This window comes from Streptococcus sp. HF-2466 (assembly GCF_015594645.1).
Taxonomy (GTDB): Bacteria; Bacillota; Bacilli; order Lactobacillales; family Streptococcaceae; genus Streptococcus; species Streptococcus anginosus.
Map to the genome: position 1 here is coordinate 344,077 of NZ_JADNQU010000001.1, position 18,972 is coordinate 363,048.

16 protein-coding genes and 1 pseudogene are annotated in these 18,972 nt (G+C 39.7%); 5 read left to right on the plus strand and 12 right to left on the minus strand.

Annotation, left to right across the window (positions count from 1 at the left end; translation table 11 throughout):
* Positions 1–119: 119 nt before the first annotated feature.
* From IYQ91_RS01755 to zwf, 5 genes are all read left to right on the plus strand, one after another.
* Positions 120–260, plus strand: coding sequence for an SPJ_0845 family protein (locus IYQ91_RS01755; RefSeq protein ID WP_003035023.1), 141 nt, complete (start codon positions 120–122; stop codon positions 258–260).
* Complete coding sequence (locus IYQ91_RS01760; protein WP_195672891.1) at positions 257–1,162, plus strand: permease; 906 nt, start codon at positions 257–259, stop codon at positions 1,160–1,162. Before IYQ91_RS01755 ends, IYQ91_RS01760 begins: the two co-directional genes overlap by 4 nt.
* Positions 1,159–1,974 (plus strand): TIGR03943 family putative permease subunit, encoded by an 816-nt coding sequence (locus IYQ91_RS01765; protein WP_003032772.1) that lies wholly within the window; start codon positions 1,159–1,161, stop codon positions 1,972–1,974. Before IYQ91_RS01760 ends, IYQ91_RS01765 begins: the two co-directional genes overlap by 4 nt.
* A gap of 114 nt (positions 1,975–2,088) precedes the next feature.
* Positions 2,089–3,453 carry an MFS transporter gene (locus IYQ91_RS01770; RefSeq protein ID WP_195672892.1) on the plus strand — a complete coding sequence of 455 codons (1,365 nt, stop codon included), beginning with the start codon at positions 2,089–2,091 and terminating at the stop codon, positions 3,451–3,453.
* Positions 3,454–3,500: 47 nt separating this feature from the next.
* Complete coding sequence (gene zwf / locus IYQ91_RS01775; protein WP_195672893.1) at positions 3,501–4,988, plus strand: glucose-6-phosphate dehydrogenase; 1,488 nt, start codon at positions 3,501–3,503, stop codon at positions 4,986–4,988.
* Between the two features lie 52 nt (positions 4,989–5,040).
* Here the strand turns inward: zwf and ftsY are convergent, their stop codons facing one another.
* From ftsY to IYQ91_RS01835, 12 genes and pseudogenes are all read right to left on the minus strand, one after another.
* The gene (ftsY, locus tag IYQ91_RS01780; RefSeq protein ID WP_195672894.1) at positions 5,041–6,528 is read right to left on the minus strand and encodes a signal recognition particle-docking protein FtsY; all 1,488 of its coding nucleotides are present in this window, start codon (positions 6,526–6,528) and stop codon (positions 5,041–5,043) included.
* Between the two features lie 12 nt (positions 6,529–6,540).
* Positions 6,541–7,353 (minus strand): Cof-type HAD-IIB family hydrolase, encoded by an 813-nt coding sequence (locus tag IYQ91_RS01785; RefSeq protein WP_126466674.1) that lies wholly within the window; start codon positions 7,351–7,353, stop codon positions 6,541–6,543.
* On the minus strand, positions 7,353–8,147 hold the full coding sequence (locus IYQ91_RS01790; protein ID WP_195672895.1) for a Cof-type HAD-IIB family hydrolase: 795 nt from the start codon (positions 8,145–8,147) through the stop codon (positions 7,353–7,355). Before IYQ91_RS01790 ends, IYQ91_RS01785 begins: the two co-directional genes overlap by 1 nt.
* A gap of 1 nt (position 8,148) precedes the next feature.
* A complete protein-coding gene (gene smc, locus IYQ91_RS01795; RefSeq protein WP_195672896.1) occupies positions 8,149–11,682 on the minus strand; it encodes a chromosome segregation protein SMC in 3,534 nt (1,177 codons plus the stop codon).
* Positions 11,673–12,371, minus strand: a complete 699-nt coding sequence (gene rnc / locus IYQ91_RS01800) for a ribonuclease III (RefSeq protein WP_195672897.1) — start codon at positions 12,369–12,371, stop codon at positions 11,673–11,675. The genes smc and rnc overlap by 10 nt, the downstream gene beginning before the upstream one ends.
* A 382-nt stretch (positions 12,372–12,753) precedes the next feature.
* Positions 12,754–13,114: pseudogene (locus IYQ91_RS01805) on the minus strand (YbaN family protein).
* A gap of 8 nt (positions 13,115–13,122) precedes the next feature.
* Positions 13,123–13,926, minus strand: a complete 804-nt coding sequence (locus IYQ91_RS01810; RefSeq protein ID WP_195672898.1) for an MBL fold metallo-hydrolase — start codon at positions 13,924–13,926, stop codon at positions 13,123–13,125.
* 1 nt (position 13,927) lies between these two features.
* The gene (gene vicK / locus IYQ91_RS01815; protein ID WP_195672899.1) at positions 13,928–15,280 is read right to left on the minus strand and encodes a cell wall metabolism sensor histidine kinase VicK; all 1,353 of its coding nucleotides are present in this window, start codon (positions 15,278–15,280) and stop codon (positions 13,928–13,930) included.
* On the minus strand, positions 15,273–15,974 hold the full coding sequence (yycF, locus tag IYQ91_RS01820; RefSeq protein ID WP_003025150.1) for a response regulator YycF: 702 nt from the start codon (positions 15,972–15,974) through the stop codon (positions 15,273–15,275). The genes vicK and yycF overlap by 8 nt, the downstream gene beginning before the upstream one ends.
* Positions 15,975–16,265: 291 nt before the next feature.
* A complete protein-coding gene (locus tag IYQ91_RS01825) occupies positions 16,266–16,607 on the minus strand; it encodes a hypothetical protein (protein WP_126466670.1) in 342 nt (113 codons plus the stop codon).
* Positions 16,608–16,633: 26 nt separating this feature from the next.
* Positions 16,634–17,947, minus strand: coding sequence for a glycosyltransferase family 4 protein (locus tag IYQ91_RS01830; protein ID WP_195672900.1), 1,314 nt, complete (start codon positions 17,945–17,947; stop codon positions 16,634–16,636).
* Position 17,948: 1 nt separating this feature from the next.
* Positions 17,949–18,947 carry a glycosyltransferase family 4 protein gene (locus IYQ91_RS01835; protein ID WP_195672901.1) on the minus strand — a complete coding sequence of 333 codons (999 nt, stop codon included), beginning with the start codon at positions 18,945–18,947 and terminating at the stop codon, positions 17,949–17,951.
* Positions 18,948–18,972 lie beyond the last annotated feature (25 nt).

Sequence of the window (18,972 nt, forward strand, 5' to 3'; positions counted from 1 at the left end):
AAGAACATTATACCACATTCCTCTCCTTCTTTCACAAGCTAATTCCTATTCTGCTGACTTTATTTCACCATAATTTTCAAAATGATAGTATAATAGTTAAAAAGGAAAAGGAGGCTGTTATGGCTATTAAATTTACACGTTCAGATGATTTGGACAAAATGTTTGAAGAATTTGCAACATTACCTAAAATTGAAAAAGTAGAATTTCCTGATGAAAAAGAAAAAAAGACCCCAAAAGAGCAAAAGGCTAAAAAGTCATGAGCTTTTTTAATCAACTGCCACCTAGCGTTTTGCAAGCTGGTGCGATTTTCCTCTCCATTATTATTGAAGCACTACCTTTTGTGCTGATTGGGAGCATTATTTCAGGTTTTATAGAGGTTTATATCACACCAGACAAAGTTTATCGCTATCTGCCTAAAAATAAATGGGGTAGGATTTTCTTTGGTACGTTTATTGGCTTCATTTTCCCTTCTTGCGAATGTGGAATTGTCCCTATTATCAATCGCTTTTTGGAAAAAAAAGTACCAAGTTACACGGCTGTGCCTTTTATGGTGACAGCACCTGTTATCAATCCTATCGTTCTTTTTGCGACCTATTCTGCCTTCGGGAATTCCTTTAAGATGGCTTTGCTCAGAGCGCTTGGTTCTATTATTGTAGCAATTGTTCTAGGAATTTTCTTTGGCTTTCTCAACACAGCAACTATTCAAAAAGAGAATCGAGTCATTCAGCATGAACACGACTTCTCCCATTTAAGTCAGCCAAAGAAAGTATTTCAAGTGTTTGTGCAGTCTATTGACGAATTTTTTGATACAGGTCGTTACTTAGTCTTTGGTTGTCTCTTTGCCAGTATTGTCCAAGTCTATGTGCCTACACGCATCCTGACTTCCATTAGTGCAACACCGCTTATGGCTATTTTGCTATTGATGCTGCTTGCATTTCTTCTCTCACTTTGCAGTGAAGCAGATGCCTTTATCGGCAGTTCGCTCATTTCTAGCTTTGGTTTAGCGCCAGTTCTGGCTTTTCTCGTCATTGGACCAATGCTAGATGTGAAAAATATCCTCATGATGAAAAATTACCTCAAAGGACGATTCATCTGGCAATTCATTGGAATTGTTAGTTTAGTTGTTGTCATTTACTCTTGGCTTGTGGGGGTGGTGCTATGATTCGTTTTCTAATTTTAGCTGGTTACTTTGAAATCACCATGTATTTGCAACTTTCTGGCAAGCTCAATCAATACATCAACATGCATTTTTCTTATTTGGCATATATTTCCATGATACTTTCTTTTGTGCTAGCTATTGTGCAGCTCATCGTCTGGATGAAAAAAATGAAAGTACACAGCCATTTGACGAGCCGCTCAGCAAAATTTGCTAGCATTGCTTTTCTTGTTGTACCACTTATCGTTGCTCTCTTCTTTCCAACGGTCAATTTGGACTCTACAACCGTTTCTGCTAAGGGCTACCATTTTCCTCTAGCTGATGGTAGTTCAAAGAGCATTCAGGCTGATGAAGGTACTACCAATCAATACCTGAAGCCTGATACCAGTACCTATTTTACTAAAAGTGCTTACGAGAAGGAAATGCGGGCAGCTGCAAAAAAATATCTGAAAAAAGATGTCATCTCCGTTACGACGGAAAATTATATGGAAGTCATGGAAGTCCTCTATGATTATCCAGATGAATTTGCAGGGAAACGGTTAGAATTTACTGGCTTTGTCTACAACGACCCAAGTGATAAAAACAGCCAGTTTCTTTTCCGTTTCGGTATTATCCACTGTATCGCAGATTCAGGGGTTTATGGACTTCTGACAACTGGTAATACAGAGCATTTTGACAATAATACTTGGATAAGAGCAAGTGGAAAAATCACTATTCGCTACCATAAGCAACTGGGACAAAGCTTGCCAACACTTGAAGTGGATAGTTTCAAGAAAGTTGAAAAACCTAGCAATCCTTATGTTTACCGCGTATTTTAAACCACATTAAATAAGCAAAAGAAGACCTGAGAAGTATTTCTCTAGGTCTCCTATTATGCTCTTTTATAAGTAATTATGATAAAATAAGAGAAATTTATATTTTTAGGAGGTATTATGTCACATCAAAACCAACCCGTTTCAAGGAAAACCTTGCTCTCTATTCTCGCTACAGCACTCATTGCTTTTGCTGGAATTCTGTCTGAAACCAGTATGAATGTCACCTTTCCGCACCTTATGAAAGTTTTTCATACAGACCTTGGCACATTGCAATGGATTACAACAGGTTATCTGCTAGCTGTCGCTATCACGATTACACTTGGAGCCACTCTAGCACACAATTGGTCTGAGCGTAAAATTCTATTCACCAGTCTAGCTATGTTTACGCTGGGTAATGGCGTTGCGATGATTGCCCCCAATTTTGCCCTACTTATGTTAGGACGCATTTTGCAAGGAGCAGCCACAGGAATTGCTATTCCTCTTATGTTTAACCTTATCGTAGAACGTATTCCGCGCAATCAAATCGGGTTTTACATGGGACTGTCTGGACTCGTTATAAGCCTAGCTCCTGCGATTGGTCCCACTTATGGCGGCTTTATGATTGGCTTGTTTGACTGGCACATGATTTACACACTCATCATGCCCGTTCCGATTATCTCCTTCATATTAGGATTTTTATTTTTAGAAAATACCCCCAATAAACAAAAACGTCCTTTTGAGTGGATTTCTTTCTTGCTTCTTACACTTTCACTGACTTTTTCTATCATGATGATTTCTAGCTTAGAAGAAGGTAGCTTTAATTGGACTTTTGTCATCATCTTTTTATTATCACTTGTCCTTTTCGTTTGGCGAAGTTTAACGGTAGAGCATCCTTTTTTAGATATTCGTATTTTGAAAAATCCAGTTATTTTACTAGGAATTATTCCTTTCTTTCTCTACCAATTTTCAAATTTATCAGCCAATTTTCTGATTCCTAATTTCTTAGTTTTAGTAAAACACGAGGCTACTTCTGCTGCTGGCTTTGCATTGCTTCCTGGAACAATGTTAGGAGCTTTTTCAGCACCTTTCTTTGGAAAATTGTATGATACCAAGGGACCCAAACTTTCTCTATATGGTGGGAACCTCCTCTTTTTCTTAGCTGTTTCTATTTTTGCATTTTTTACAAAAACCTTAACATTACCGCTCATTATCCTTTTTTATATTTTCTTCACGATTGGGCGCAATCTGGCTTTCAACAACACGATGGCCTTATCTGTTTCACAAATTAGCCGAGAGAAATCACCAGATGCTACAGCACTCTTTCAAACGGCTCAAACATTTGCCGGTGCTTTGGGAACAGCTATCGCTGCTATAATCGTTAATCAATCTCCTAATACAACGACCGGTGTGCATCTTGTCTTTCTACTCCTTTTCTTCCTTGTTATCCTTATTTTTTATCTCTTTTACTCTTTATTTCGAGCTATCAAAACTCGGAAATTTTAATCAATTTATGATAAAATAAATAAAATATTAGAAAACAGGTGTTCAAAATGTCTTCAAAAGTGATTATTACAATTTTTGGTGCCAGTGGAGATTTGGCAAAAAGAAAACTCTATCCTTCTCTTTTTAGATTGTATAAATCTGGCAATCTGTCTAAGCATTTTGCCGTTATCGGTACAGCTCGCCGACCTTGGAGCAAGGAATATTTTGAATCTGTCGTGGTCGAGTCTATCACAGATCTCGCTGATAGCCCTGAGCAAGCGCAAGAATTTGCTAGCCATTTCTATTACCAAAGTCACGATGTCCAAGATACCGAGCATTATATTGAATTGAGAAAACTACAAAATCATCTCAATGAGCACTATCAAGCAGAACACAATAAACTTTTCTTCCTATCTATGGCTCCTCAGTTTTTTGGGACGATTGCTAAACACCTCAAATCAGAACAAATTGTGGACGGGAAGGGATTTGAACGCTTAATTGTAGAAAAACCTTTTGGCACAGACCTAGCTTCTGCTAGCAAACTGAACAACGATTTGTTGGCAACATTTGACGAAGAGCAGATTTTCCGGATTGACCATTATCTCGGCAAAGAAATGATTCAAAGTATTTTTGCTATTCGCTTTGCCAATCTTCTTTTTGAAAATGTCTGGAATCGTGATTATATTGACAATGTACAGATTACCTTTGCTGAAAAGTTAGGTGTGGAAGAACGTGGTGGTTATTACGACCATTCAGGTGCACTGCGCGATATGGTGCAAAATCACACACTTCAACTCCTGTCTTTGCTTGCTATGGACAACCCCAAAACTTTTACCAAAGATGATATTCGTGCTGAAAAAATTAAGGCTTTCAAGCACTTACACAAGCCATCCGATAATGATTTGAAAAAGCTCTTCATTCGTGGTCAATACACTTCTGGCAAAGTGGACGGGAAAAAGTACATTTCCTATCGTAGTGAACCAAATGTTGCCCCAGAATCTACCACAGAAACCTTTGCTTCTGGTGCATTCTTTGTAGATAGTGACCGATTTCGCGGGGTGCCATTTTTCTTCCGTACTGGAAAACGTCTCACTGCCAAAGGAACCCATGTCAACATTGTCTTCAAGCAAATGGAATCCATTTTCGGCTCCTCGCTTCAACCAAATGTGCTGACGATTTACATTCAACCAACTGAAGGATTTTCTCTTAGTATGAATGGCAAAGAAGTGGGCGAGCAATTTAACTTAGCTCCATTGACACTTGATTATCGTACAGATGCAACAGCTTCTGGTGCGTCACCAGAACCTTATGAGAAGCTCATCTACGATGTGCTAAACAATGACTCAACCAATTTTAGCCACTGGGACGAAGTTCGCTCTAGTTGGGAATTGATTGACCGTATTGAAGCTTTATGGGCAAATAACGAAGTTCCCCTTCATTATTACAAATCAGGTACTATGGGACCCGAAGCCAGCTTTGAATTACTCAATCAATTTGAAGCTGATTGGAATTGGCGTCCAGACGAAGCCTATCGCAAAGAAGGACGATTGGGGTAAAGTAAATATATACAAAAGACTTGCAAAATGAATGAATTGCAAGTCTTTTTTCTTATACCAAGCCCTCTAAGAGCCCTTTCATAAAGTTTTCAGAGTTAAATACTCCAATATCGTCAATTTTTTCTCCGAATCCAATCAGTTTAACTGGAATATCCAGCTCTTGACGGATTGCAAGAACAACACCACCACGCGCTGTTCCATCAATTTTCGTCAAGACAATTCCTGTTACTGGCGTAATTTTTGAAAATTCCTTAGCTTGAACAAGGGCGTTTTGACCAGTTGATGCATCCAGTGCCAAGAAAGTTTCATGTGGTGCAGCAGGATCTACCCGTTTGATAATTCGTCCAATTTTTTCCAACTCTGCCATTAGGTTATCTTTGTTTTGCAAGCGTCCGGCCGTATCAATCATGAGAATATCCACATTTTCAGCCTTTGCACGCTCCATACCGTCATAAACAACGCTAGCTGGATCACTCTTTTCTGGACCTGTCACAACCGGAACATCTACTCGACGTCCCCATTCCACCAACTGAGCAACAGCTCCTGCACGGAAAGTATCAGCTGCAACTAACATGACTTTCTTGCCAGCCAGCTTATATTTATAAGCCAATTTCCCAATCGAAGTGGTTTTCCCAACTCCGTTTACACCCACAAAAAGCATGACTGTCAAACCGTCTTGTAAATTGATTTTTTCGTTAAACTGGCCATCTTTCTCATAGATGTCTACTAACTTTTCAATGATGACCCGACGAAGAGCCTCTGGCTTTTTGGCATTTTCAAGGCGAGCTTCTTGGCGTAAGGCTTCTGTTAGATTAGAAGCGACTTGCACTCCCACGTCACTCGTAATCAAGAGTTCTTCTAACTCTTCAAAAAACTCCTCATCTACCGAGCGAAAATTAGCAAAGAAAGCATTAAGCCGCGCTCCAAAACCTGTCCGTGTCTTCTTAAGACTACGGTCATACTTTTCCTGAACCGTTTCTTCTTGAATAAATGAACTTGCTTCAATTGGTTCGCTAATAGTCTTCTCTACCGTAGTTGACTCTGCTGAGCTTGACCATGCGTTCGCTTCGTTCAGCTGCCTCATATTTTCTTGTTCTGCCTGCTGTCTTCTAGCTTCTGCTAGACGTTCCTGTAAATCTGTGGCAGCTGGATGAGTCGTATGTTGCGAAAAAGCTGCTGTCTCGTCAGGTTGTGAAGTTACCGTTTCATTCTGCAATGTATGATTTTCTGGAGCTTGCGAGTCATTTTCAACTGACTCTACATCTGCCACTATATCAGTCGTCCTCGGCTCCATTTCTTCTACTTTTTCTTGAATGGTTTCAAGACGTGCTTCATCCTCAACAAGGCGTTCTTTCAGCTCTGTTTGGAATGTTTGTTCATCTAGATTCTCAGATTGTATATTCTCTACAGGAGCTGTTTCTACTTTTTCTAGATTCTTTCCTTGATCATCCTCTGATACTGTTTCTACAGCTTCTTCAGGAATATTTTCAACTGGTTTTTCTTCTTTTTGGCGACCAAAAAGGCGATCAAATAACCCCATTCAATTCCTCCTTTATTTTAGTGCATATTTTTCTATAGCCCAAGCAACAGCATCTTCGTCATTCGTCATCGGCGTCACTACATTGGCGACTTCTTTGACTGCTGCTACTGCATTTTGCATAGCTACACCAAGCCCTGCCCATTTTATCATAGACAGGTCATTTGCTTCATCTCCGCAGGTCATGACTTGACTCTGTTCAATTCCTAAATAAGCAATCAATTTTTCTAAGCCATTTGCCTTATGAACATTCTTTGGAGACCATTCTAACAGCATATCGCGCGACTTAAAAATTTCATATTTGTCAAATAAATCGGACGAAAGCTGAGCGATGCCACGATCAAGCGGATCTGGTGCATAAGCTGTTACACATTTATTATAAGTCTGTTGGCTAGATAAGTCTGCAAATGAAACCGACTCAAATGTTAAAGCAGGATTGCAAGTTTGGTAAAGCGATTCATGGTCTGACTGGATTTGGTAGACAGTTCCTTCGCAAATCGCATCTAGTGGCAAGCCTAACTTTTCTGTTTCCTCAAAAATACGAGCCACATCGTCATAGGCAAAAACTGTTTTATCAAGAATTTCACCTGTATTGCGTTGCACCAAACCACCATTAAAAGTAACGGTGTATTCGTCCTCTTGATTGGCTACGCCCAGTTCGTTTAAGAAAAGCTCCATTGCTTTTAGAGGGCGACCGGTCGTCAAAACAATCTTGATTCCCTGCTCTTGAGCCATCTTAAGAGCTGCCAAATTTCGCTCTGAAATGTTTTTCTCAGAAGTCAGTAAAGTCCCATCTAAATCTAGGGCAATCAATTTTATATCTGCCATTATAAGCCCTCCATATACGTCATAACTGAATGCGCCGCATGATGCCCAATGACCTCTTTGGCTACTTCCAAAATCTCTGGACGAGCATTTTCAGGGGCAATGGGATAACCTGCTACTTGCATCATGTGTAGATCATTCAAATTGTCACCAAATGTCATGACCTGATCCATCTCAAGATTTAATTTTTTTGCCAATTCGACAATGGCAACGCCCTTGTCCACATAGTCTAGGACAATATCAATTGACTTATAACCTGTCGTCATGGCTTTGACACCAGAAACGTGTTCATTGACCCAGGCCTCACCAGCAGCTACTGTTTCTTCAGAAAAATTGGTTGTAAATTTGAAAATTTCATCTGTAATATCCTCCAAGCGAGCTACTTTTTGGATGTTTTCATTATAGTGCGCACTAAAAGCTAAATAAGCTGGATCAACCGTTTCCAAGACATAACAGCCTTTTTTACCTGTTAGAAGCAATTCACTGGTATTGATGAAAGGAGATGTCTTCAATTTCTCAAAAGCTGACAGATAAAAATCTTTGGACATAGTTGCTTCATAGAGATCTTCTCTGTGAAATTCTACCAGACTGCCATTTTCAGCAATAAAAATTATCTCATCTCGCACATCCTCAAATAGCTTTTCTAATGACAGCAAACCGCGTCCACTGGCTACTGCAAAATAGATGCCCTTTTCTTTAAAACGGAGCAACAACTGCTTCAGTCGAACCATATCAAACTGCCCTTTGTCATCTAAAAAGGTGCCGTCCATATCTGTCGCAACTAATTTTATATTCATTTTACATACTTTCTAAATCTTTTAATTTTACGGAGACAATCTTTGATACACCGGACTCTTGCATGGTTACCCCATAGATAGAGTCTGCTGCGGACATCGTTCCTTTACGGTGTGTTACCACAATAAACTGGCTGTCCTTGTCAAAGCGATTAAGATAGTCGCCAAAACGTTTGACATTAGCTTCGTCAAGTGCAGCTTCCACCTCGTCCAAAATGACAAATGGTATCGTCTTGACACGAATAATGGAGAAGAGTAATGCTAAGGCTGATAGCGCCTTTTCTCCTCCGCTCATCAGATTGAGTGATTGGATTTTTTTGCCGGGCGGTTGAACCGAAATTTCTACCCCCGCAGTCAACAGGTCGCCTTCGGTCAAAATCAAGTCCGCTGAACCGCCGCCAAACATCTGTCTGAAAGTCACTTTGAAGCTCTCACGAATAGCTTCAAAGGTTGATTTGAAGCGTTCTTTTACTTCGTCATTCATTTCTTCGATGGTTTCCAAAAGCAAATTTTTCGCAGAGAGTACGTCATCTCTTTGAGTATTGAGGAAATGCAGTCGTTGACTGACTTCTTCAAATTGCTCTACCGCATCAAGATTGACTGGTCCTAAAGCCCGAATAGCCTTTTCTAAGTCCTTAACCTTAGTTTCAGAAACCGTAAGATTTTCTAGTGGACGAGCCTGTTTACTAGCTTCATCAAAAGATATTTGATAGTCATCTGTCAAATTCGTCAAAAGACGTCGAAGGACATCTGCAATCTTATCTTTTTCAGCTTCTGCTTTTGCCTGTTTGCGAATCAGATCCTCATTTTGCTGGCGGGCTTGTTCCAGATGACTAGTAAGATCCTCTGCTTGCCCTTCCAAATCGTCCAGTTCAAACTGACGACGAATGGTAGCTTGGTTCAAAGTTGTCTTTTCCTGTATAGCCTGTGTTAATTGCTCTTCTAAAACAGCAATATCCACTTTTGAAGCGGTTTCTTCCTTTTGCTCCATTAGAAATTGTAAAGTTGAAATCCCTTTGTCCAATTCAGATTTTTCATTGGACAAACGCGTGAGATCCGTCTGAACGTAACGCTGATGCCCCGTCAGCTCGGTACGAGCCAAACGAAGCTCAGATAAGCGGGCTGTTAGCTTGTCTAAACGTGCTTGAACAGCATCTTTATCCGACTTAATCTGCTCAATCTCAGCTTCTGTTTCGGATTTCTCTTGCTCAATTTCTGCAAGGCGATTGACTAACTTTTCTTTTTGCTCCGCCATATCAGGAAGAACTTCACGAGATAACTCTCTTTCTTGCAGCACTAAGAGCTCAGATAAGTCTTCAACCTGTTTGTGCGTTTGCTCATAAGCCATTTGAGCCTTTTGCTCTGCTAATCGTGCTTCCTCACCACTTACTTTTATTTCTTCTAACAGACTGTTGGCTTGGCTTAGCTGCGTGTGCAAATCTTCCACTTGCCTTTCTTGTTCGGCTAATGTAACATTCTTCTCAGAAAGTTCCTTTTGTAAAGCGTCCAGATCCGGCTTGATGAAAATCGTATTGTTATTTCGATTAGCGCCACCTGCATAAGAACCGCCTGTCCGCAATTCTGTTCCATCCAGCGTGACAATTCGTACTTGATACCGAACTTTGCGAGCAGCTGCTCGCGCATTTTCTACCGTATCAAAAATGGCTGTTGTACCTAGCAAATTTTGGAAAATATGCTCTAAACTCTTATCATAGCGCACCAAAGACGAAGCTAGACCAAGAAAACCAGTGCTTTTTTCAATGCTTGCTCGATGATGATCTGGTAAATGCCGCGCTTTAATCGTTGTCAGTGGCAGAAAAGTTGCCCGTCCTGTTCGATTGCGTTTCAGAAATTCAATTGCTCGTGTCGCAGCTTGTTCGTCTTCTACGATAATATGCTGGCTACTTGCTCCAAGTGCAATTTCAAGTGCTGTCTGGTAATGCGAATCAAAGCTCAATTTTTCACTAACAGCACCGATAATACCGCCCAGGCGCTCTGCTTCTTGAAGAACGCTTTTCACCCCAGCATAGAAATGACTGTGATTTTTCAGAATAGCTTCTAAACTACCAACACGCGCCTTCTTATTTTTTACATCATCCATTAAATCAAACATTGCCGTTTGGTTCTGCTGATAATTCGTTTTTACAGTTTGAACTTGCTTTAGCTGTGCCTGATAATCTGCCAGTAACTGCTGAACCGACTGCCGAGCTGTTTCTAAATCTTCCAGTTGACTTTGCTCGTTGATTTGAAGATTCTTTAAATTTTCTTTTAACTTAGCAAATTCTGCTTGTTTGCTTTCAGATAATTGTAATTCGTTGGCTAAGCGACTTTCTAAAGCAGTTAAGTCATTGGACAAGTCCGCTTCTTCCTGCATCAATTGGACAAATTCAGCACGTAATTTTTCAATCATCTGGTCAGGATCATCCGAAAATGCCTCAATTTCAGCTTCTAATTTATGAATCGCTTGTTGATTTTGTTCCAATTTTACAGCAAAATCAGTCAACTGCTCGTCTTTTCCCCGCCATTCTGTTTGAACCGCCTCTAATTTTTCTGTCAATCCTTTCAGGCGTTCCTCATTTTCCTTCCGACTGTTGGCAGCTTGACTAGATTCTAATTTGGAAACTTCGATTTGGCGTTCTAAGTCACTGATGAGGCGTGTTAGTTCAAGCAAACTCGCTTGGTCATCTGCCATTTGTTTCTGCAAATCATGGCGTTTTTCTTTCAGAAGAGCGTTTTCTTGCTCTAGCTGGTCACGTTTGCTGTAATAAGCAGACAAAGCTTGCTGAATCCCCGTCAGCTGTTCTTCAGTATCATTCAGCTGTGTCTTATTTTCCTTTATTTGAGCAATCAATACATCCAAATAAAGAGCACGGCGTTCTTCATCCAATTTCAAAAACTGCTTAGCTGTCGTAGCCTGCTTTTCAAGAGGCTTCACTTGACTATCGAGCTCATAAATAATGTCTTCCAGCCGATCTAGATTATCTTGTGTTTGGCTGAGCTTGCTTTCAGTCTCCTTGCGCCGCGTCTTGTATTTCAGTACGCCAGCCGCTTCTTCAAAAATGGCACGGCGCTCCTCTGGCTTGCTATTGAAAATTTCTTCCACCTTTCCTTGGGAAATAATGGAAAAACTATCTCGTCCGAGCCCTGTATCCATAAACAAATCATGAATATCTCGTAAACGTACCTTTTTACCGTCTATTTTATACTCGCTATCCCCACTGCGATAAATATGACGCTCCACACGAATCTCATCTGCAGCTTGCTGGATAAAACGGTCTTTATTGTCCAAAACGACAACAACAGAAGCATAATTCAGTGGTTTGCGAGTTTCAGTCCCCGCAAAAATGACATCTGGCATTTTCCCGCCACGAAGACTTTTAACACTGGACTCTCCCAGTGCCCAACGCAGGCTTTCAGTAATGTTACTCTTTCCTGAGCCATTTGGTCCAACGACTGCTGTCACTCCCTGATCAAATATTACCTTGGTCTTATCTGCAAAAGATTTGAAACCTTGAATTTCAATTTCTTTTAAATACATGAATGACTTTCCTTTTCAAATGCATTTTTAGCAGCTTCCTGCTCTGCTAATTTTTTCGAGCGTCCTTGACCTTGTCCAACCGTTCTGCCATCAACAGATACCGCTACAGCAAATTCTTTGGCATGAGCTGGACCGGACTCAGAGATGACTTGATAGACAATCTCGACATCACCATTGACTTGGAGCAGTTCTTGTAGCTTGGTCTTGTAATCAACCACCTGCTCAAAGTCTCCAACTTCTACCTTTGGAATCATGACTTGATACAGGAAGTTTTTGACCGCTTCCACTCCCTTATCTAGCAACAAAGCTCCTAAAAAGGCTTCAAATAAATCCCCAAGAATGGTATCCCGATTACGCCCACCTGACTTTTCTTCGCCACGACCTAATTTGATAAATTGCTCAAACTGGCAATCTCGACTAAAACCAGCCAGACTCTCTTCACGTACAATGGTTGAGCGAAGTTTTGACAAGTCCCCTTCTGGTTTTTTCGGATATTTTTTATACAGATATTCTGAAATCAATAATTGCAGAACAGCGTCTCCTAAAAATTCCAAGCGCTCATTATGTGAAATGTTTAAGAGGCGGTGCTCATTGGCATAGCTAGTGTGTGTAAAAGCTGTCTCCAGCAACTTTTCATCTTGGAAGACAATTCCAAATTGCTGACTCAAAACTTTATGTAAATCTCTCATTTTTTCTCCTTTCAAGAAGAACTTTTTCTTTTAATACTTAATGAACATCAAAAATTTGACAATCACCTCCAGCTGTCTCCCCGACAATTGGAACTAGAAAGCAAGCTACGTGTGAGGCAAAAGCTCAAGCAGAGCTTTTGAAGTTGCTAGTGCAATCAACGAAATCAGCAACAAAGAGTACAGCAAGGTTGGCAAAAGTTTCGCTTTCCTTCTTTGCCACCTCCCACAGTCACCCGAACTGTGAAATCCGACGAAGTTTGAAGAGATCTTCACAGAGTATAAAATGAAAACAAATTCTCTATTATTATATCAAAAAAATCCTTGATACTCCAACGATACCAAGAATTTGATAGGAAAAGTTCACCAGAGATGAAATGAATTTTCATTCTTTATCTGGAATGACTTTGAATAAATAATACGTCATAAAAAGGGTTAAGGCAGCCAAAGCAAACTTCACCTAGATAAGAGGTGCAAAGAAGATAAAAATTCCCATTAGAATATAAATGGAAATAAAAATTTGTCTTTTACGCTCCCGAGCAATAGCACCTGTTTCGCGAAAGTCCGCCACATAGATTTGATACAACTTAGTATGGTATAGCCATTTTTCAAATCGTTTGGAAGAGCGTGAAAAGCATGCAATCACCAACAGCAAAAAAGGGGGGTGTCGGCAATAGCGGTAAAGCTACTCCCAAAAGGGCTAATCCTACTGAAATAAAACCAATCATTAAGTAAAAAATTCGCATTCTTTTTCCTAAATATTTGTTAAAGGTGTCGCCGTATCTGGCGATGTATCACAAATATGAAAATCATGCTCAACCGCCAAATCAGCCTGTGCCAATTGATTGACCATTGTAATATGAGCCAATTCTTTGGTATTATTTTCTTTGCTAAGATGCCCTAGATAGATTTTCTTAGTGCGATAACCCAACGTACGAATCATGGTTTCTGCCCCGTCATCATTCGACAAATGTCCTTGGTCAGATAAAATCCGCTGCTTCAGGCTCCAAGGATAAGCTCCGCTACGAAGGATTTCAATATCATGGTTAGACTCAATCAAATACCCGTCCGCATTTTCAATAATCCCTGCCATACGATCGCTAACATAGCCAGTATCCGTCAGTAGAACAAAACTCTTATCATCTTTCATCAGTCGGTAAAATTGCGGTGCAACCGCATCATGGCTGACCCCAAAACTTTCAATATCAATATCACCAAATGTTTTCGTTTTTCCCATTTCAAAAATGTGCTTCTGACTGACATCAATCTTTCCAAGTGCTGTTTCCATAGCATTCCAAGTATCTTGATTAGCATAAATATCTAAATGATATTTCCGTGCTAAAACACCCACACCATGAATATGGTCTTTATGTTCATGCGTCACCAAAATAGCATCCAAATCCTCTGGCTTACGACCAATTTCACTCAGCAAACTGGTAATTTTCTTTCCAGATAAGCCGGCGTCAATCAGCAACTTCTTCTTTGGGGTTTCTAAATAGAAACAATTGCCAGTAGAACCTGACGCTAAAATACTGTACTTAAATCCCTTCTCGTTCATGCTACCTTTCTAATTCATCTTCTTCCCAATCATCATCTTTGACAGCTTCCTTATCATAAGGCAGGACAATAGTAAAGGTTGAGCCTTTGCCATACTCGCTCTTTGCCCAGATAAATCCGTGATGTTGCTTAATAATTTCCTTAGCAATAGCTAAACCTAATCCGGATCCACCTTGTGCACGACTTCTTGCTTTGTCTACACGATAGAAGCGGTCAAAAATTTTCGGTAAATCTTTTTTGGGAATTCCTAAGCCCTCATCTGATATAGACAAAATCATTTGGGTCTCGGTTGTTTTCATACTCACTGTGATCTTGCCACCGTCAGGAGAATATTTAATGGCATTGTTGATAATATTATCAATCACCTGTGTCATCTTATCTGTATCAATTTCGACCCAAATAGAGTTAATCGGATAATCTCGTATAATTTCATACTTTTTATCATCATTCTGGCTTCTGATTTTATCAAAACGGTTCAAAATAAAGGTGATAAAAGCTGTAAAATTCGTCAATTCAATATCCAAATGACTGGTTGCATTGTCAATACGTGACAAACTCAGCAAGTCCGAAACCATGCGCATCATCCGATTGGTCTCGTCTAATGAAACCTTGATAAAATCCGGTGCGACTGGTTCTGACAAGGCGCCTTCATCTAATGCTTCCAGATAAGACTTGACACTGGTCAAGGGAGTACGCAATTCGTGACTGACATTCGAAACAAACAGTCTCCGCTCACGCTCTTCTTTTTCCTGCTCCGTTGTATCGTGTAGCACTGCAACCAGCCCTGAAATAAAGCCTGATTCTCGCCGAATCAAGGCAAATCGGACACGTAAACTTAAAAACTCTCCATTTTCATCCTGCGAATCAATGGTCAACTCTGGAACTTTCGTAATCAAGTCTCGTAAGTCATATTCGTCTTCGATATCCAACAGTTTTAAGATATTCATCTTTCGTGCTTCAGACTCTTTGACCCCCAACTGCTTGGTCGCCATATCATTAATCATGATAATCTGCCCACGACGATTGGTCGCAAGAACACCGTCCGTCATATAGGATAAAATACTCGACAGGCGCTTAGTTTCTTGCTCTAAATTTTCATGCGTTAGACGGATTACCTCAGATAAATCATTGATACTATTGGTAATATCAGTGATTTCTGGACTACCTTGCATATCTAAAACTTCTGAATAATCTCCTGCGATCAAGTCTTTCACTTTTTGATTCAATTGGCGAATACGAACATTATCACGTCGGTTTTCCAAGGAAAGCAAGGTAATAACCAAAATAAATCCTAAAATGAGTAAGACAAATACAAAATCTTTTGATACAACAAATTGTCTAATATTATCAATCATTGTTTCTCATGTAATATCCAACGCCGCGCCGCGTTAAAATGTACTCTGGTCGGCTAGGAATATCCTCTATCTTTTCTCTCAAACGACGAATTGTCACATCAACAGTCCGCACATCTCCAAAATAATCATAACCCCACACCGTTTCTAGCAGATGTTCACGCGTCATCACTTGTCCGATATGCGTTGCCAAATGGTGGAGCAATTCAAACTCACGGTGTGTTAAATCCAATTCTTCGCCATGCTTTTTCACGACAAAAGCATCGGTCAAAATCTGCAAATCTCCAATCACAATTTCTGTCGGAGCAGCTTCTGCTTCTTGATTTTCAATTGTCAAATCTGTCCGCCGCAAAATAGCTTTGACACGCGCCTGCAACTCACGATTAGAGAAAGGCTTTGTCATATAGTCATCTGCACCAATCTCAAGACCAATAACTTTGTCAAACTCACTGTCTTTGGCAGAAAGAACGATGATTGGCACATTGCTCGTTTTCCGAATCGTTCGCGCCACCTCTAAGCCGTCCATTTCAGGCAACATTAAGTCCAAAATCAAAATATCTGGACGTTCTGCTTCAAACATTTCTAACGCTTCGCGACCGTCAAAGGCTGTCACTACTTCATAACCTTCTTTTACCATGTTAAACTTTATAATATCTGAGATTGGCTTCTCATCATCTACAACTAATATTTTTTTCATTTTATTCACCTTTTTCTATCTTTTTATTATACCAAATTTTTCTTAAAATTTACCAATTCAACTCATAACACATCATTTCTTTACTTTACAAATTTAAAACAAATATGTTCAAAATATGACACATTTGCTCTGCAAAGACAGTTTTTCATATCAAAAAATAGTCCAGACAAAAGCCTTAGACCATTCATTGAATTTTTAGGAAAAACTATGAAACGCAATACACTTGTCTTAACTTTTCACTGCTACTGTAGTAATTTCCTAAAGAAGCAAATGCTCTGAACTGCTCAATGTTTATTTACTTGTCTTTCTCCAGCGAAATATCCCATAACCTAACAGCGTCCCCAACAATAAACAGATAAAATAGGCTACATGATACAGTAAAATCCATTCACCAAAGATCATAATCGTCACAAAGAACATAAGCGTTGCTAAAAGCAAAAAACGGCAAGAAAAACCATATAGTCCAGCATAGACAGCTCCCACAAGGAATGTTGCTAGCGGTGAATATATCAAAATATTATTCACCACCAATCCCTTTCGTAACAATTCGTCCATCGGTATCATTTGAACAATTCCATAAAATAACAAATAGAAAAAGAGTAGTACGGCTAAAAAAGGAATATCGCGTTTCATTTTCCCACCTCGCTAGTTTTGGAATTTTATTTCAGGTATTTCTGTATATTTTTGATTTGTCGTTTAGATGCTTTAAACATTCGCGCTGATCCATTTACAGGAAGGGCAATCGCTTTTTTGGGAAGATAAATGACAGATTTCGCTAATCGCTTACTAACAGACTCCTCCGGATATAAATCATTGTTGAAATCTTTTGAAATGGTTAAATCCAAATAAAATTCATAGACACGACGGCCGAAGTTTTCAGCAGAGATTTCGTATAATTTTGTAGCAAGACTCTTTTCATCCAAGTCTGGTGTTGCAATAACAGCTTCCAAAATGGCTCCCGCCAAATCACGTTCTTCATAATAAAGCGTTCCAAACATTTTATCATTGATAACATTATCCAGATAAGGATTTCCGTGCGCAATAATCGGAGTGCCACTAGCTAGGCTTTCTAAATACGTCAAGCCCTGCGTCTCACTCGTTGAAGCGGAAATAAAGAAATCCGCTGCTTTATAATACAATGCGGTTTCACTTGGTGCAATCATTCCTGTGAAAATCACTGCATCCGTAATATTCAACCGTTTGGCTTGCGCTTTTAAGTCAGATAAATACGGTCCATCTCCTGCCACTACTAATTTCACATCTGGATTTTCTTCCAAAACTGCCGGCAGAGCAGCCAAAACTGCCTGAATATTTTTTTCATACGAAACACGTGATAAACTAAGCAACATAGTTTCTTGATTTGAAATGCCTAATTTTTCCCGTAAATCAGCAATATTCTCACTAGTAATTTCTGGACGTTCAAATTTAGCCAATTCAATTCCAGTCGGAATAACACGTTTTTCTACTTTTACTTTGTATTTCATGAGCAAGTCATAAACAATTTCGCTCGGACAAATCACACCGTCCAAATCACTCATAAATCCGCGAACAATGTATTTGACCATGCTAGGACGAATAACCATGCCTTTAGCAATATAGCGTACATAATCCTCATACTGTGTATGATAAGTATGAACAACTGGAATTCGCAACTCTTTCGCAATCCAAACACCTAATAAACCCAAAGAAAATTCAGTCTGGGTATGAATAATATCCAATTGATATTGGCGAGCAATCTCTAAAGCCGTTGAAAAACCGCGATAAGCAATTCGCCGATCTTTAAAGGCAAAAAACGGCACGCTGGGAATTCGAATAATCTGCCAATCCTCATAACGATTGACATCCTTATCTGTCGTTGTAAAAATAAAAACAGTATGTCCAAGCTTTTCTAATTCTGTTTTTAAAGTGCGAATACTAGTTGCCACCCCTGAAACCTGAGGGAAATACGTATCCGTAAAAAGACCAATTCGCATGCTACATCTCCAATACTTCTTGATAAGCATCCACAAGTTTATAAGCCACATCATCAATTGAACGACTCTGCGCCACCTTATAGCCAGCTTCTCGCTTATCTACTTTACCATCCAAAATCTTTTGGATAGAATCTACAAATTCATCTACATTATGCCCCAATTCAGCTGATTGCTCATCAATCCAGCCCTCATATACAGGAATATCCCGTAAAACGACATGTTGATGACTAGCCAACGCCTCTAGCACTACAATCCCTTCTGTCTCCTCATAACTTGGGAAAAAGAAAAGACTGCTACCACTCATAGCTCCCTCAAAAACGGCACCTTTAAAATAACCCGGGAATTCAACATTTTTAGGATGATCAAAAAGTACAAGATTTCTGATTTTCCGAGGAATGATCCACTTGTTAATACTACCCAGCCAAATAAAGCGAACATCTGGCATTCTGCGGGCTACCTCTACAAAGTCTTCTATTCCCTTGCGTCTGAAATAAAGTCCCGCACAGACAACCACCTTATCTCCTTCTTGGATATGAAAATGTTTTCTAAACACTTCTTCTTTATGTGGATCTTTTTGATATTTATGAAGGTCAATCCCATTAGAAACCGCCACAATTGGTGTTGTCACACCATAGCCCTGAATCAACTTTTTGGAGTATTCAGACGGTGTAATGATAAAATCCGCCATTTGATACATGTGAGCCAGATATTTTCCAAAGGCTTCCGCAAAAAAGTTTGACCCGATAAAAGAATTTCGAAAATCTTCTTTAGTCGAATGCCCATGCATAATCACTTTTTTTCCTTGCTTTTTTGCTTTGTGCAAAAGTCGCAAACTTCTAGGTCCATAGGTATTGATATGAACCACATCATAATCTCCTGAAGGATCTGTCGTGTAGGGAATTCCAGCTAAATCTAGGGCTTTCATCTGATGTTGCAAAGCTCGTCCAATGCCTGATTTTTCCAAAACCGCTTTACCTTCTAAATACAGTAATACTTTCATGTCTTCTATTATACCCAAAAGATAG